Raw genomic sequence first — 16,233 nt, forward strand, 5'->3', positions numbered from 1 at the left:
CGCCCGTAGGCGGCGCGAAATACAGTGTTACGCAGGGGTCACTGTCTTAAGGTTTTCAGAGGCAAGTTTTTCTACATCATCTTTAAACTCTTTCGCGATGTTTTGCAGTTTTTTGCTGTCATCCATCATTTGCTGAGAGAGTTTATTCAGCACGCCTAACTGCTGTGAGTTAAATGCAGTTAAAGAGGTTACATCCTTGATTTCACTGGCAGCTTTCATCTGCGCCAGACCTAACTCGCTATAAGTGCGGATGGCATTGAGTTGTAGCTCAGTCAGCACTTCAACATTCTTGGTCACCAACTTGTTGAACTTGATATACGGTTCGAAGTTCTTCTCAGTTTGATCGCTGAATGTTTTAAAAAATTCCGTGTACATACGTTATCTCCTAGTGAATGAATCTAAAGTTAAACTGTTTTAATCACGATCGCGGTGCCCATGCCACCGCCGACGCAGAGTGAAGCAACGCCATAATGTTTTTGGCGACGCTGTAATTCATGAAGCAGAGTAACCAGAATGCGGTTACCCGATGCCCCTAGTGGATGCCCTAACGCAATGGCACCGCCATTGACGTTGGCTTTTTCTAAAATCGCATCAGGTTGAATTGCATGTTGCTCAGCTAAACCGTAAACGACACCTAATGCTTGAGCGGCAAACGCTTCGTTAAGTTCAAACAGATCAACCTGAGTGATAGATAATTCTGCTTTCGCTAATGCTTGAGTGACTGCACTCACTGGTCCTAAGCCCATGACTTTCGGATCCAACCCTGTTTGTGCATAACTCATAATTTCTGCGATAGGGGTTAAACCTAGTTTTTTTACCGCACTTTCACTGGCGATAATCACCGCACTGGCACCATCGTTAATTCCAGAAGCATTACCGGCGGTAACCGTACCTTGAGCATCGAACGCGGCGCGCAAGCCTTGCAATGCTGCCAACGTGGTCGTCGGTTTGGGGTATTCATCCGTATCAAAAACTACCGTTTCACGGCGCTTTTTGACCGAAATAGGCACAATTTCTCGCTTGAAGTGTCCGGCTTCGATAGCCGCTGTCGCTTTCATTTGGCTTGCCAGTGCAAACTCATCTTGTGTTTGACGAGCGATGTCGAACTGTTTGGCGATATTTTCTGCCGTCACACCCATGTGATATTGATTGAAAACATCGGTCAAACCGTCGTGAATGAGGAGATCTTTTACTTCAAACGCCCCCATTTTCTGCCCATCTCGTAAGCTGGCAGGCGTAACAAATGGGATTTGTGACATGACCTCAACACCAGCAGCCACAACGACAGAAGCATCCCCCGCTTTGATGTGCGCAACCGCATCCATCACCGATTTCATCCCACTGCCACACACCATGTTGATGCTGTAAGCTGGAACGGACTGTGGAACGCCAGCCGCTAAAGCCGCTTGACGCCCAACGCCCATGCCTTGTCCGGCACTCACAACGTTACCAACAATCACTTCATCCACAGCTTCAGGTTTGAGTTGTGCGGCTTCAAGAGCGGCTTGGATGACTTGCCCTGCCAAAGCGCCTGCCGAACACTCTTTAAGTGACCCACCAAAAGCCCCGATAGCTGAGCGCTTTGCACCCACGATATAGATCTTTTCCATACTTCCTCCTACTTAGCGCATGTATAAGCCGCCGTTCACCGACAAGGTTTCCCCTGTGATATAGGCGGTGGCATCGCTGGCTAAGTAACTGACGGCATTGGCTATCTCTTCCGGCTTAGCCAAGCGTTTCATGGGTACTTGATCCACAATCGATTGCAAAACTTCAGCGCGCATTTGTTCGACCATAGGTGTTGCGGTATAACCTGGAGCAACAACGTTGACGGTAACACCATAACGGGCACCTTCAGCCGCTAACGCTTTGGAGAAACCAATCATCCCTGCTTTGGCAGCCGAATAGTTAACCTGTCCAAATTGACCTTTGAGGCCATTAACTGAAGAAATATTAATAACTCGACCAAATCCTTTTTCACACATAGCGGCAAACAAAGGCTGGGTAACATTGAATAGGCTATTGAGGTTAGTATCTATAACCTCTTTCCATGCTTGATGGGACATTTTCTTGAACACACTGTCACGCGTAATACCTGCGTTGTTGACCACCACATCAATGGTGCCTTCTTCTTCAAGCAGTTTGGCTAAACGCTCAGCACACTCTTCAGTATTAGTAACGTCTAGTTCTAGGAGGCGTACTTGATCCTCAGTAAATTGCTTTTCATTAAACCAATCTAACGCACATTGATAATTGCCCGTGTAGTAAGTGGCAATGACTCGATAGCCTTCACTAACCAACTGGGTTGAAATTGCAGAACCAATCCCGCCTTTCGATCCTGTGATCAAAGCGATTTTTCTCATTCAAGACTCCATTCTCAACAGCAATACTAGATTTATACCTCTCCAACTCCGGCACTCAGTGTGACTTGAATTGGCTAAGGTATATTACGCTCAACATGAAATAAAAAATGCTTATTAGTAAGTAGTTCTATAACCAAATTATTTATTAAATAATCAGTTAGATAGGTTATTCGAATCACTTATCCTATTTAACCCTAATCGATGTTTATGACATTTCAAATTCAGTTTCGTGTATTTTTATAAAAGTTGATCAAAGTCGCCATTTAAATGAAATGATAACAAAATGTTAAATAAATAAATGTTCTTGAAAGATAAGAAGTTTCAACTAATAAACTCAGCGCATTAAAAAAATAAATCAACTTTATCAGCAACTTAAAACCAATAAGAGTTACATAGAAAACATTAACCTCAACACATTTTCAATATATTAATGATAGAAAACACATCTTCGAACAATAGCGATTAAAGACGTACTATTAACAGGATTGATATTAATAATTTATATCAGTATAGAGTTAATATTATCAGCAATTAAACCAACAAATATTAAATTAACAAATATAACTATATACCCAAACTACTTGGAGTTGCAGGTAGGCGGCAAGTAAGTGACAAATTTGTCTGGAACAAATTTGCACAGCCATCGGCTGGCCTTTGGTGAGAGCCAAGGATGGCTCTCATAATCCCCATGAGCATAGATACACTATGTGATTGGGGTGAACGAACGTAGCCAACACCGCTGCAGCTTCAAGTAGGAAGGGGATAGATACATTTAACAAAATAATAGATTTAATATCTTCAAATACAAATAAAGCCAGTACAAACTGGCTTCATTCTATTTTATATGAGCAATTTATGGTGCTGCATCCAACTCAACAGGGAGATAGTGCTTCGATTCCAAACCTAACCATTCAGGTAACACGGTACCAATAGAAATCGATGACCAAGTCCCTGAAATTATACCGATAAACATGGCGATGGCGAAACCTTGTAACGGGGCACCACCCATCAGCCAAAGTGCCGAAATGGTCATCAAAGTGGTACCGGATGTCACCATAGTACGTGAGAAGGTCGCAATAATGGCTTGGTCATTAATATCTGCGGTTGGCGTTTGCTGCTTGGCTAACAGTAATTCTCGGATACGATCCGAAATAATGATCGAGTCGTTCAATGAATAGCCGAGCACCGCTAAGACTGCGGCAAATACCGTCAAGTTGAATTCCATTTGTGTTATAGCAAAGAAACCCAGTACCAAAATCACGTCGTGCAGCAGGGCTAACAACGCTCCGCTCGCTAAACGCCATTCAAAGCGAAAGCTCAAGTAACCCAGTATTGAGAGCAGACAAATCAACAAAGCGAGTCCGCCTTGATCGATCAGATCTTGCCCAACTTGCGATCCCACCATGCTGTTACTGACAATTTGCACTTGATCTGAGATGTGATGCAGCTCTGTCGCAATGTCTACAGGCGTAGCATCTTCAGCGGCTAATGGATAGCGGATCACCCAACGCCCCTCTTCTCCTGAAGGCGTGGCAGAAACCGATTCACCCAATACTGGCTGTAATTGATCCATCAGCTGAGACTTGGTCACCGAGTGATTAATGATCGCTTCCGTGACCATGCCCCCCGTGAAATCCAAGCCCATATTCAGACCTTTGATTGCAAAAGCCCCCAGCGAGATCACCATCAATAAAAGCGAAATGATGCCAGTAATATAGCGAATCGGACGGATTCGAGATTTTAAATAGTCAACCATGGCTTTATACCCTCACATCACGACGCGTATCGCGTCCCCAAACCAAATTAATCAATGCTCGTGAAGCGAATACGCCGCTGAACATACTGGTGAGTAGGCCTAAGCCCAAAGTCAAAGCAAAGCCTTGGATAGGACCATTACCGATAGAATACAGAATGACTGCCGTGATCATGGTGGTAATGTTGGCGTCTAAAATCGTGCTGAAAGCACTGTCAAACCCGGTATCAATGGCTTGTGCGAAGTTACGCCCTTCACTGAGTTTGTCGCGAATACGTTCAAAAATCAGCACGTTAGTATCCACCGCCATACCTACGGTTAACACCAAACCGGCAATACCTGGTAGGGTCAATACTGCCCCTGGTAGTAAAGCAATCAGCCCCAATAAACACGCCATGTTGACCAACAACGCGACATTTGCCACCCAACCCAAACGGCGATACCAAAGCGCCATGAAAGTCAGCGTCATTGCCATACCGAGCGCCAAAGCAGCAAAACCGTTGGCAATATTTTCTTCACCCAAAGAAGCACCGATGGTGCGCTCTTCAACAATGGTGACAGGTGCCGTCAGCGAGCCTGCACGCAACAGTAAGGCGAGCTGCTGTGCTTCTTCCATTGAACCTGCGCCCGTAATACGAAATTGGCTCCCCAATTGAGATTGAATGGTGGCAACGCTGATCACTTTCTCACTGCGAACGGTTTCGCCACGCGCATTGGTTTTATATTCGCGATAGACGGTCGCCATCGGTTTGCCAATGTGTTTACCGGAAAAATCACTCATGATTTTGCCGCCTGCGTGATCCAGTGAAATGTTCACCTCAGACATACCCATGTTGTCAACACCCGCACGGGCATTGACGATATGCTCGCCACTCAGCACTGGACGCTTAGCCAGAATCACAGGACGTCCATTGCCATCTTCTAGGATTAAATCGTCGTAACTGCGCGCATCCGTTGGAGATTTTGCTTCATAAAACGCTAAACTTGCGGTCGCACCAATCACATTCTTCGCCTGTGAGGGGTCTTGCACACCGGGCAGCTCAATACGGATCGCATGTTCACCTTGGCGTTGAACCAGAGCTTCTGTAATCCCAAGTTCTTCAATCCGATCACGCATGATTTTCAAGTTCTGTTGGATCGTCGCAGTTTGAAACTCGGATTTATTTTGTTGTGATGGCTGAACCTGCAACTGATCTGAGCCTTGACGAATCTCCCAGCCTCGATAATTTTCTTGCAAGTATTTGCGGACATGGCTCAAGGCTTGCGGCTGTTCAGTTTTGACCTCAAAAGCATCATTACCCATCGCTTGCACCGAGACACCGCGCAAACGCTCTGTACGCAGCGAATCTTTTACTGCATCCATCATACTGTCGCGCTGTTCTTGGAAGGCCTTATCGACATCCACATTCAGCAGAAACTGTACGCCCCCGCGTAAATCCAAGCCTAATTTGATGGGTGAAAAACCCAAATTGCCTAGCCACTTTGGCGCAACAGACACATAAGAATACGTGATCGTATCCCCTTCTTTCACAAGCGCATCCAGTGCATTTCTGGCTTGTGATTGCTGCGTTTCGTTGGCAAAAACCAAGGTGGTGTTATCCCCTTGTTGGGTAATTTCATCGGCCTGGATATTTTGCTTATTGAGCAATTGCGTCAGCTCAGGAACGTTGCGTAATACACTCGTTGCATCTTTAGATTGCAACTGAATAGAAGGTTGTTCGCCATACCAAGTAGGAATAGCACTTAAGGTTAGCATAATGATGGTGGTTATCAGAACCACATACTTCCAAGCGGAATAGTGGTTGATCAGGCGTTTCGCCGCCTGATTTTGTGTTTTTTTCTTCATAGTTCCCTCTCAGCCTAAACTGAGTGATTCAACAAGTGACAATGTCACACTAAAAAATGAATGTGGGAACGTTAGAATTGGCTGTTGAGGGCTACATACATAGCGTTACTCTCTTTCCAACCAGCAAGTCGGTGAGAGGAGGTGAAAAAGTCGTAACTTCGGTTGCAGTAGTCGGTCGTTGTAGCAAAAAGCGGCCGACTGTGAGAAGTGCCTAATTGTGGCTCATCAAAATCAGCGTCCAACGGCAGATCAGAGCCACACCCTACAAGAAGACGTTGTGTCGGGGCGTGACGCGAATGATTTAAAATGGCATAAGCACTATGACTAACGTGCGACTGCGAACTCGGTATGGCAGGCTGCGGAGCTGAACTCAAAAGCCAATCGGATTCAAGGATCGGATTTGTCGAAATGCTGGCTTCTGGACATGCGGAGCTTGTTTCACTTTCCAGCGCATAAGCAAAAACCTGCGAAGGTAGCACCACCGCAAGTAAAGCAAACCAACACTGGATCAGAACACGCAAGTACATGACTTCAGATCTCGCCTCTTAGATAAGTGAGCAGTGTAGGCCGATGCTCAGTGAAGCTCAAGCGAAAAAATGTGATCTAGCGATAGAAAATTTGGCCAGTTTGCACGTTCAGGTAGATCTTATGTGTCTGGCTCAAACCTCCGCAGTAGATAAAATACACCGGCTGCTCTCCGAAAGTGACTGAGCGCACCCAGCCTCCGAGCTCTTCAAAATCTTTGGGCGAGCAATTTCCCTCTTTTAATAAGGTATCGGTTGTAGTCAGGAATTTTTCTTGATGCAAAAGAAAATCATCCGAGCTTTCGATGTAGCCAGTTAAGGTTTTAGTGCGTTCTTCTGGCGTAATCACAGGCGGTTGGACGGTCAATCCTTCTAAGGGGATCCACTCTGCCACTTCAGGCCCACCGTCCTCATACACGTAATAATCCGAAATACGCCCCCATCCCCCTTTTTTTTCAAGCAAATGAACCTTGTCACCACGATAGAGTTGCTTATCAACATCCGGATAAGCATTGGGATCGGGTTGATCACGAATACTTAATGTCACCGCATCGACATAAAAATCCATAATCTCAGGTTTGGCTTCCATAGCGGGAGTTGGCTCTGCAGGAGCCTCAGGCGCAGTTTCAGGCACTTCATTGGCTTTAGCCGCTTCCGCATCCATCTGCGGCTTGAGATAAAACAGATAAAATCCCGCACCTGCTCCGCCTAATCCGAGTATCAGCACGAGTAGCATGAGTATTTTTTTCATTTTCCCCCGCTCGTAAAATTTCTCTAGCGCAACGTCATTGACATGAAAATGCGACGAATCTTACTTTCTTATCAATATAGCGGGATATTTGAACAAAGCTTGACCAGAAATCTTCTGATAAAAAGATTTTTTGAAGTAAAGACACACTTCATGCTGCGGTTATGGAAGATCATCCGTCACCGAGTCGCCCAATCGCCCCCAAGATGAATGCGAGATTTACAATGTAAATGCGGCAGACATCATCGGACTGCCTCTTTTAATCGGATCCTCTGCTGAAAAATTGAGCATGGTTCGTTTATTAACAAACACAAACTATGATCGAGTGCACGAAGTAAAATTCTGGAAGCGAAATCTCATTTGATTCGTTCTATAGTATGCACTCAACGACTTATACATCGAATTATGTACACCTCAGCCCGTAAATATTTCATACAATTTGCCATTGTTGCGTTTGTACTTGGTTTCATTCCTACACTGTATTTCATACATGCTGCTAGCCAGCTTGAGACTCAAGCGGTCAGCAGCGTTGAAAAACAGACTCGCTTACAACTTGAGTTCAGTCAGCATGACTTGTTACGAATGCTGGAAAGCACACACCAAGCCACCCAGCTGTTAGCTAAAAATGACCTTTTATTCACGGCTGTCACCACACCAAGCAAAGAAGCACTCAGTCAACTCAAAACATTGTGGGATGTGACGTTAAGATCACAAGCGATTTTCTCTTCATTCAGATTGCTGGATAGACAAGGAAAAGAACAACTTAAAGCGATTTACGATGGGCACCAAGTCACCTTTGTTGAATCTGCTCAAACGACAGATCCGTTCAGTCAGCAAATTGTGGCTCAATACGCCCAACTCACGACGCCTCAAGTGTGGGCAACGCAAGTCGCGATGTCAGCAGATACGCCTTCTGGTATGCTGCCGACCTTTCGTTTTGTGACGGGTATTGAGCATCAAGGCCAACGGCAAGGTTTTCTTGTCGTGACGGTGAAGCTACAGTCTCTCTATCAACGTCTCTCTTTTATTTATGATCAGTTTGATTCACCGGATATTTTGAATTCGGCAGGAGAATTACTGCTCAGTGAACACAAGCCATCCGGTACGCGTTCAACATCTTCACTCCACTTTTCAGCCCAACACCCAGAGCTTTGGCAAAAAATCCAACTCAACCAACAAGGCTTTGCTCTATCCAATCAAACCTGGTTTAGCTATATCAAAGTGGATCTCAGTTCTGTCTTACCTGACTTTAAACCTTTGGTATTGGTACTGCGCATCAATAAGGCAGAAATAGATAAGACCTATGCGAATGCGCGCTGGGCACTGATGAGTCAAGCGGTGACGGTGTTATCGCTACTCTCTATCATTGCGGCTGGTTTTGCGGCATGGAACATCAACCATTTAAAAAATAGCCTCGACAGTAAATTGGCTCGAGCAGCGATGGATGGCATGTCAGCGGTGGTCATTACTGACCGCCAGAATCGCATCATCAAAGTAAACAACGAATTTACCCGCCTAAGTGGTTACACTTTTGAAGATGTCAAAGGTAAGCAGCCGTCCATTTTTGCTTCTGGATTACACAAAGTCGAGTTCTATATGCAGATGTGGAAAGCTCTGCAAGACAATGGCGTATGGGAAGGTGAAGTGATCAACAAACGCAAAGATGGCGAAAGCATCACCGAAATTCTCCGTATTCAAAGCATCCGCGATGAAAACAATGTCATTCAATTCTACGTTGCCTCTTTTGTGGATATTTCACATCGCAAAGCGCTGGAGAATCGCCTGCGTGAGCTGAGCGAAAAAGATGCGTTAACCGATTTGTGGAATCGACGTAAATTCGATCAAACCATCTCTTTAGAGTGCGCTAAGCGTCGCCGTTATCCCGATCAAGCCCAGAGCTGCCTTGCTATCATTGATATCGACCACTTTAAACGCATTAACGACAAATTCGGACACAACGAAGGGGACCTAGTGTTACGGACCGTTGCGAAAGGCATCCAAGATCAGTTACGGGAATCGGATTTTATCGCACGGATTGGCGGAGAAGAGTTTGCCATTATTTTCCCCTACACTTCCATTGAAGAAGCCGAACAAGTACTTAACCGCGTACGCCTGCATATCGCTTCATTACACCATCAGCAAGTGACCCTAAGTGGTGGTGTTACCGATGTTTGCACATCACCCGACCAAAGCTACAAAAGAGCCGATCTGGCTTTATATGAATCCAAAACATCGGGACGCAACCAAATATCAGTACTCACCGCCATGGAAATGCATCACTTTGCGTGATGCAAAATCGATGTATGCAGCAAAAATTATTAAGAGCTACCTCACAGCTTGTAGCGATTTTCACTCAGCCTTATCGAGTGGGCTCTTAAGCCCTCCGCTAACTTTTGCGTCTTGTACTACGCTTGATAGGTTGGTTTTACTACAAACACACCTAAGCTCATTGGTGTTGCAGGTAGGCGGCAAGTGAATAAATTCTCGTGTACGTAGACAAACTATGTGACTGGGGTGAATGAATATTGCCAACACCACTGCAACTTCAAGGAGGAAGGAGTTAGTCACAGATCGATTCATGGAGACGCTTTATGCAGGACACTTTAGCTGTGATTCTCGCAGGAGGAATGGGCTCACGCCTTTCCCCGCTGACGGATGACAGAGCCAAGCCCGCTGTACCTTTTGGTGGAAAATATCGGATTATCGATTTCACCTTAACCAATTGCCTGCATTCTGGATTACGCCGCATCTTGGTGTTAACTCAATACAAATCGCACTCGTTGCATAAACATCTTCGTAATGGCTGGTCCATATTCAATCCCGAGCTTGGTGAATTCATCACCGTGGTGCCGCCGCAAATGCGTAAGGGAGGAAAATGGTACGAAGGAACCGCCGATGCGCTGTTTCACAATATGTGGCTACTTGCGCGTAGTGATGCCAAATATGTCATGGTGCTTTCTGGTGATCACATCTATCGCATGGATTATGCTGCCATGCTCGAAGAACACATCAGCAAAAATGCCACTTTAACCATTGCCTGTATGCAAGTGCCTCGACATGAAGCCTCTGCGTTTGGCGTGATGGCCATTGATGACGACTCTCGTATTACCTGCTTTGTTGAAAAGCCCGCGGATCCCCCTTGTATCCCCAACAGACCCGATCACAGTTTAGCCTCGATGGGGATTTATATTTTCAATATGGATGTACTGAAAAAAGCATTAACCGAAGATGCTGAAATTGAGCAATCTAGCCACGACTTTGGGAAAGACGTCATTCCTAAATTGATCGCGACAGGCAGTGTCTTTGCCTACTCGTTCTGCTCTGGTAAAGGCCGCGTCGCTCTCGATTGCTATTGGCGAGATGTCGGAACCATAGACTCTTTTTATGATGCCAATATGGATTTGTTGCAGCCCGTTCCGCCCATGAATTTGTATCAAAAAAACTGGGCAATCCGCACTTATGAGCAGCAGTACCCGCCAGCAAGAACCGTTTCATCGGCCACGGGTAACGAAGGGATTTTTATCAATTCAATCATTGCTAACGGCGTCATCAACTCGGGCGGCTCGGTGCAACATTCGATCATCTCTTCCAATGTTCGCATCAATGATTCTGCGCTGATCGTCGACAGTATTTTGTTTGATGATGTTGAAGTGGGCGAAGGGTGTAAGCTCATTCATTGCATTATCGATAAACACGTAAAAATTCCGCCCTATACCGAAATTGGCCTTAATCCTATCGAGGATAGAAAACGCTTTCATATCTCAGAGCGAGGCGTTGTTGTCGTACCAGAAAGTTATCAGTTTTCGACCGAGTAGCTTTCCCGGAAAGTAGATATTAGACCGTTCATGGCTCATCTATCGCAAACCATACACTCTTTGAGTGACTGAATAAGAAGAACCCCCGCAATGCGGGGGTTCTTGATGACCTGATTCGAACAGTTACGCCTGAGGGCAAGTCACTTCTTTCCAGAACCAGTTAGATTGTGTCGGTGATTCCCATACGCCGGGGCTATTTTGAGCTACAAAGCATTTACCGTTGTAAGTCACCGTTGTGCCATTTTGGACTTGGGTCGAACCGGGAACCCACTGGATGACATCACCCGTTGAGCTACCACCCGTACCACCACCAGTGTTACCGCCGGTATTGCCACCTGCAGTCAAATCGGCGACAGGGAGATCCGGTTGCTCAAAGCTAAATGCGTACTCCACATTGTTGATTTTCACTGTGTAGTTCGCTGGACCTGAAATCGGCAGGTAGTAAACCATATCCAATTCATAGGTTGCCCCTGCAGGAAGTGATTTCCAAGCGGGTAGAGAGAACGCCACGCGATGCATCGTACCGTCTAACCCGCCAATGTTATTGGCACGAGTATGACCCGACGCAATCACTTTCAAACCACCGCCCGATTGATCCTTCGCGTTATCTGGCGCTGAAACCGGAATATCGAATTGGAACTCCGTTCCTCCCGGGATATCAACCCCTGTATTGTTGGTGAAGGTAATCTTCGGATTGATTGGGTAGTTTTGGTCACCGACTTTGAAGCCACCGACTTTCACCGCAATATTCACCGCTTCAGCAGGGATTGCGCCCGTTGCCACCTTGTTACCATAAGGCGTGGCGACTTTGAACTTGTCGTAGATGGCTTTGGTCATGGTATTACCCATGTGGTACTCACCTTTACCAGTAGCACACGCTTGCTCAGAAGGGTCCACTGAGGTGCGCTTGCCGTTGGCATCAAGGTTGTAACAGCTATAGTCACCCGCCAACTCCCAGAACATGATACCGCCAATCTCTTTGTCGATAACGTAATCGGCTTTCACATCAATTGACTGTTTATCTTCGGTCGACAAGAACACTTTCTTCTCTGCGTTCCACAACCAAGGAGCCACGGCCACACTGTCATAATTGCGTACATAAGTACCAATCAGCGGTGTGGTGGTTGGATCGAGCTTATAAGCCGCTGCGTATGAACCCCAAATGCCTTTTTCTAGGTTCTTCGCATGCCACATTGGGTTAGAGCCTGCGCCCATTTCGTCACCTGCAGCGTTAACGTCATGCCACATGTTGTCGATGCCGGTTGCACCGTGACCACAGTTGTTTTTCTCCCCTTCACCAGTACCCGGTGCACAGAGATTTTGGTTCGGCAGTGCCGCTCGGCCCCAGAGTCCATTCTCACCACCGGTAACAGCTTGCCAACCACGGGTATAGTAAGGCACACCAATGTTGATACGACCTGCAGGCATTGAGCCGCGGAAGTAGTGATATGCCCAGTCCGTATTCAGGTAACCGATACCACCGTATTGCGCTGTACCGTAAACGTTCCACTGCGCCAACTCAGAGTCTTTGCCTGTGTCGTACAGGGCTGCGTTGTGACCAACGTGATCGTTCCACGCACCATGCAAGTCGTAAGACATGATATTGACATAGTCGAGGTACTTGGTGACATCGAAGGTTTCCATACCACGTAATAAGTAACCAGAAGATGGCGCGGCAATCGTCAGCATGTAGTGATGGCCATCTTGCGCCGAGGCTTGATCGAGTTTTTCACGCAGAACACGCATCAACTCTTGGTAAGAAGCCCACAGGTAAGCACGACGTGGCTCCATAAAGCCTTTGTCATCGGGATTTCCTGCCCCCGCCATGGAGGTTGGGTATTCGTAATCGATATCCACACCATCAAATTTGTACTTACGGATCATATCGACTGCAGATGCCGCAAATTTTTCAATCGCTGCGTGGTTGATGGAACCATCAGCATTGGTGGTCATGGTGTAGAAGCCACCATCAGCCACACGGTTACCATTTGCATCAAAGTGACCGCCGGTTTCGGCCCATCCGCCGATAGAGATCAGGGTTTTTACACCGTATTTTTGTTTGTAAGTGGCTAGAGCACCAAAGTGACCTTTAAAACCTAGCGTTGGATCGATTTCTACCCCTGGCCACTCTTTACCAACGGCCGCGTTATTTGGATCGTTGACATCACCGACATTCACTTTGCCATCCGAACCAATGCTGACAAACGCATAGTTAATGTGTGTCAGTTGCTCCCAAGGAATGTCTTTAACCAAGTAAGCGGCTTGCGGATCATCGCCTGAACGCCAGCTGGTAAAGTAACCAATCACACGGCGTGGATGATCCACGCCCATTTTCTCACGGCCATCTGCATCGTAAACGGTACAGTATGGCACTTGTACGCCTTCCGTTTGATACAAACCATCCGGACGGCAATTCGCTACCGGTGCGACGCCATTCACCACCATCGTGGTCAGTGCAGAATCTGTGGCTGCCCCTAAGTTGTCGGTAGCACGCGCATAAACCGCTAGTGAACCTGCTTTGGTTGCCGTGTAATTGAGAGTGTAAGGTGCTTTTGCTGAAGTGCCGACAAGCGCACCACCAACATAGAAATCGACTTTCTCTACTGAGCCATCTGCATCCGCCGCTTCTGCGCTCAACGTTACGACCGTCCCAACATCCACACTTGATGCAGAGAGCGCCACCGCCACGGTTGGCGCTTGATTCGCTGGACCAGCGTCACTCACCGTCAGAGTGACTGCATTTTTGGTGCTGACAGCCCCTTTATCATCAAAGGCAACCGCACTAAATTCATGCGTTCCTTTGGTCGCAGTCCAGCTCGCGCTGTACGGGGCTTTGGTTGCCTGACCAACCAATACGCCATCCACTGAGAACTCAACACGCGCGACAGAACCATCTGCATCAGAGGCGTTTGCTGCGAGTGTCACGACCTCTCCAGCTTTCACCTGCGCAGTGGCAAGCGGTGCGGTTAACGTCACACTCGGTGCTTGGTTAGTCCCCCCCGATGTGCTGCATGAATCCAACAGTTTCCATTGGGCATAGTTACCAGAAAAGGTTTCAGGATCGTTGTTTTGAGTCCAGTAGTTGGCTTGGTAAGCATTGCCCTTGTGCTGCACTTTGGCACCACCGATATATACCGCAGACGATTGCCATTCAGGCAACGTCGAACAATCCACCGCAGCATAGCTGCTAAAAGCCATTAAACATGAAGCGGTTAAAGTGCTTAGTGTAAAAACACTCTTCCCTGCTTTTCCTTCGAGTACACGCATTGTTGTTCTTCCCTCAAGTTATTATTTCAACCATTAAATAAACCACGTCGACATCGGCTCACTTAAAATCTTGCGTAAAACAACTTTAGAATAGAGGGATAATTTGGCACTCAAAAAAGTGTGAATTTTAATAATGACTCGCAAACGAGTGTCTGATTTATGCAAATCAAAGCGAGTTATTTTGCATCAACAACGAATTACTCATAAATTTTTCACCATAAAAAAAAGCCCCGTTTTTCAGAACAAAATACGGGGTTCAACAATTTTTGTGTGACAATTTTTCCTAATGGGGAATACAAGCCTACAACTATGCTTATTGTTACAAAAGAGTAAAATGTCAATAGTTTAACTTCCTCTTTTATCAATCCTTGTTATACCCAAACAACTTAGAGTTGCAGGTAGGCAGCAAGTGAGTGACTCACCATGAGCATAGGCAAACTATGTGATTGGGGTGAACGAACGTAGCCAACACCGCGGCAACTTCAAGTAGGAAGGGTATATGAAATGCCCATTTCCTCGCACAATACACAAAATTTCCTCGCAAAATGACCTATTGTGTTTTGCAGATGCGTAATAGCATTCAGCCTATAAACTTGTGGGCTAACGGCAGCTTGGGCTGCTCGTTTTTCCGATTCATGGCTACTCCAAAAACCATACTAATGAGGTGAGCAGATGCAGTTTAGTTACGTCAACCCAACCATGATCCACTTTGGACAAGGGCAGATCGCCAGCATCCGTCTGGATATTCCAAAAGATCACAAAGTGTTAGTGCTGTATGGTGGTGGTTCCATTAAACGTAATGGCGTTTATGACCAAGTGGTTGAGGCACTAAGTGAACATCAATGGGTGGAGTTTTCCGGTGTTGAGCCTAATCCAACCAAGGAAACACTGGATAAAGCGGTGCACATAGTGAAAAACCAACACATTGACTTTATTCTTGCCGTCGGCGGTGGCTCGGTCATCGATGGCTCAAAGTACGTGGCCGCCGCAGCATTTTATGAAGGCGATGGTTGGGATATTTTGACCGGGCAACACACGGTGCAACAAGCTACCCCTATCGGTGCGATTTTGACTCTGCCAGCAACGGGCTCTGAATCCAATACTGGTGCGGTGATCACCAAAGCGGAAACTCAAGATAAATTGGCGTTTCTCTCTCCCGCCGTTCAGCCACGTTTTGCCGTGCTTGACCCTGATGTGATGAAAAGCTTGCCTGAACGCCAGTTGGTGAATGGTTTAGTCGATGCTTGGGTGCATGTGTGTGAACAGTATTTGACACTCCCCACTCAAGCCATGGTGCAAGAAGGCTATGCCGAAGTGCTGCTGCGCAACCTGTTAGCCTTGGGCGCAGAGTTTGCGAATCGAGACAATGACGCATGGCGAGCCAATTTAATGTGGACCGCTAACCAAGCGTTAAATGGCTTAATTGGCACTGGCGTGCCGCAAGACTGGGCAACGCATATGATCGGTCATGAGCTCACTGCGTTATGGCATGTCGACCACGCTCGTTCGCTAGCGATTGTGCAACCTTGGCTGCTACGCAATCAACTGAAGCATAAAAAAGCCAAACTCGAACAGATGGGCAAAAATGTGTTTGGTTTACCGCAATCCGATGATTTAGCGGAAAAAACCATTGCGGCCATTGAAGCTTTTTACCACCAACTGAATGTGGCGACCCAATTTGGTGAACACGGCATGGCAAAAGAGGCTGCCGTCGATGCGGTACTGCAGCAACTGACAGCCCACGGTATGCATAAACTGGGTGAACAAGGCACGATTGACTTACAAGAGTCACGCAAGATCTTAGAAAACGCCTTGTATTAAATCTGAGCCAAGCAGCGCTATTCGCTAAACGATAAATCCTGTTACACTCTTGCAGCACACCAATCCAATGCGGATGGCGTGCTGCTTTTTTTGAGT

General features: G+C 46.5%; 11 protein-coding genes. 3 read left to right on the forward strand and 8 right to left on the reverse strand.

Features of this window, described 5'->3' with window-relative positions:
- Nucleotides 1-27 precede the first annotated feature (27 nt).
- The 7 genes from R4537_RS03400 to R4537_RS03430 all read right to left on the reverse strand — a co-directional run bounded on the left by R4537_RS03400 (nucleotide 28) and on the right by R4537_RS03430 (nucleotide 7,222).
- On the reverse strand, nucleotides 28-375 hold the full coding sequence (locus tag R4537_RS03400; RefSeq protein ID WP_000287820.1) for a phasin family protein: 348 nt from the start codon (nucleotides 373-375) through the stop codon (nucleotides 28-30).
- Nucleotides 376-404: 29 nt separating this feature from the next.
- Complete coding sequence (locus tag R4537_RS03405) at nucleotides 405-1,610, reverse strand: acetyl-CoA C-acetyltransferase (protein WP_071178764.1); 1,206 nt, start codon at nucleotides 1,608-1,610, stop codon at nucleotides 405-407.
- A gap of 12 nt (nucleotides 1,611-1,622) precedes the next feature.
- On the reverse strand, nucleotides 1,623-2,363 hold the full coding sequence (locus R4537_RS03410) for an SDR family oxidoreductase (protein WP_071178765.1): 741 nt from the start codon (nucleotides 2,361-2,363) through the stop codon (nucleotides 1,623-1,625).
- Nucleotides 2,364-3,216: 853 nt separating this feature from the next.
- Entirely contained in the window at nucleotides 3,217-4,119 is a 903-nt protein-coding gene (gene secF, locus R4537_RS03415) for a protein translocase subunit SecF (protein ID WP_071178766.1), read from the reverse strand.
- A gap of 4 nt (nucleotides 4,120-4,123) precedes the next feature.
- Nucleotides 4,124-5,962 carry a protein translocase subunit SecD gene (gene secD, locus R4537_RS03420; RefSeq protein ID WP_071178767.1) on the reverse strand — a complete coding sequence of 613 codons (1,839 nt, stop codon included), beginning with the start codon at nucleotides 5,960-5,962 and terminating at the stop codon, nucleotides 4,124-4,126.
- 71 nt (nucleotides 5,963-6,033) lie between these two features.
- Nucleotides 6,034-6,489: a hypothetical protein gene (locus R4537_RS03425; protein ID WP_069648652.1), complete on the reverse strand. Its 456-nt coding sequence runs from the start codon at nucleotides 6,487-6,489 to the stop codon at nucleotides 6,034-6,036.
- A gap of 76 nt (nucleotides 6,490-6,565) precedes the next feature.
- Nucleotides 6,566-7,222, reverse strand: coding sequence for an SH3 domain-containing protein (locus R4537_RS03430; protein ID WP_175463849.1), 657 nt, complete (start codon nucleotides 7,220-7,222; stop codon nucleotides 6,566-6,568).
- Nucleotides 7,223-7,639: 417 nt separating this feature from the next.
- Between R4537_RS03430 and R4537_RS03435 the strand changes: the two genes are divergently transcribed.
- Nucleotides 7,640-9,523, forward strand: a complete 1,884-nt coding sequence (locus R4537_RS03435) for a sensor domain-containing diguanylate cyclase (RefSeq protein ID WP_069648653.1) — start codon at nucleotides 7,640-7,642, stop codon at nucleotides 9,521-9,523.
- 302 nt (nucleotides 9,524-9,825) lie between these two features.
- Nucleotides 9,826-11,049, forward strand: a complete 1,224-nt coding sequence (gene glgC / locus R4537_RS03440; RefSeq protein ID WP_071178769.1) for a glucose-1-phosphate adenylyltransferase — start codon at nucleotides 9,826-9,828, stop codon at nucleotides 11,047-11,049.
- Nucleotides 11,050-11,172: 123 nt separating this feature from the next.
- Here glgC and R4537_RS03445 read toward each other — a convergent pair whose 3' ends face one another.
- Entirely contained in the window at nucleotides 11,173-14,316 is a 3,144-nt protein-coding gene (locus tag R4537_RS03445; RefSeq protein WP_071178770.1) for a chitinase C-terminal domain-containing protein, read from the reverse strand.
- A gap of 672 nt (nucleotides 14,317-14,988) precedes the next feature.
- Between R4537_RS03445 and R4537_RS03450 the strand changes: the two genes are divergently transcribed.
- Nucleotides 14,989-16,137, forward strand: coding sequence for an iron-containing alcohol dehydrogenase (locus R4537_RS03450; protein ID WP_071178771.1), 1,149 nt, complete (start codon nucleotides 14,989-14,991; stop codon nucleotides 16,135-16,137).
- Nucleotides 16,138-16,233: the final 96 nt, after the last annotated feature.

It is taken from the genome of Vibrio paracholerae, assembly GCF_037672085.1.
Taxonomy (GTDB): Bacteria; Pseudomonadota; Gammaproteobacteria; order Enterobacterales; family Vibrionaceae; genus Vibrio; species Vibrio cholerae.

What these genes read in the sequence shown, in the direction of transcription:
- R4537_RS03425 (WP_069648652.1), bottom strand. Translation starts at nt 6,489, where the DNA reads ATGTACTTGCGTGTTCTGATCCAGTGTTGGTTTGCTTTACTTGCGGTG.
- R4537_RS03405 (WP_071178764.1), bottom strand. Translation starts at nt 1,610, where the DNA reads ATGGAAAAGATCTATATCGTGGGTGCAAAGCGCTCAGCTATCGGGGCT.
- R4537_RS03435 (WP_069648653.1), top strand. Translation starts at nt 7,640, where the DNA reads ATGTACACCTCAGCCCGTAAATATTTCATACAATTTGCCATTGTTGCG.
- R4537_RS03410 (WP_071178765.1), bottom strand. Translation starts at nt 2,363, where the DNA reads ATGAGAAAAATCGCTTTGATCACAGGATCGAAAGGCGGGATTGGTTCT.
- glgC (WP_071178769.1), top strand. Translation starts at nt 9,826, where the DNA reads ATGCAGGACACTTTAGCTGTGATTCTCGCAGGAGGAATGGGCTCACGC.
- R4537_RS03445 (WP_071178770.1), bottom strand. Translation starts at nt 14,316, where the DNA reads ATGCGTGTACTCGAAGGAAAAGCAGGGAAGAGTGTTTTTACACTAAGC.
- secD (WP_071178767.1), bottom strand. Translation starts at nt 5,962, where the DNA reads ATGAAGAAAAAAACACAAAATCAGGCGGCGAAACGCCTGATCAACCAC.
- secF (WP_071178766.1), bottom strand. Translation starts at nt 4,119, where the DNA reads ATGGTTGACTATTTAAAATCTCGAATCCGTCCGATTCGCTATATTACT.
- R4537_RS03400 (WP_000287820.1), bottom strand. Translation starts at nt 375, where the DNA reads ATGTACACGGAATTTTTTAAAACATTCAGCGATCAAACTGAGAAGAAC.
- R4537_RS03430 (WP_175463849.1), bottom strand. Translation starts at nt 7,222, where the DNA reads ATGCTACTCGTGCTGATACTCGGATTAGGCGGAGCAGGTGCGGGATTT.
- R4537_RS03450 (WP_071178771.1), top strand. Translation starts at nt 14,989, where the DNA reads ATGCAGTTTAGTTACGTCAACCCAACCATGATCCACTTTGGACAAGGG.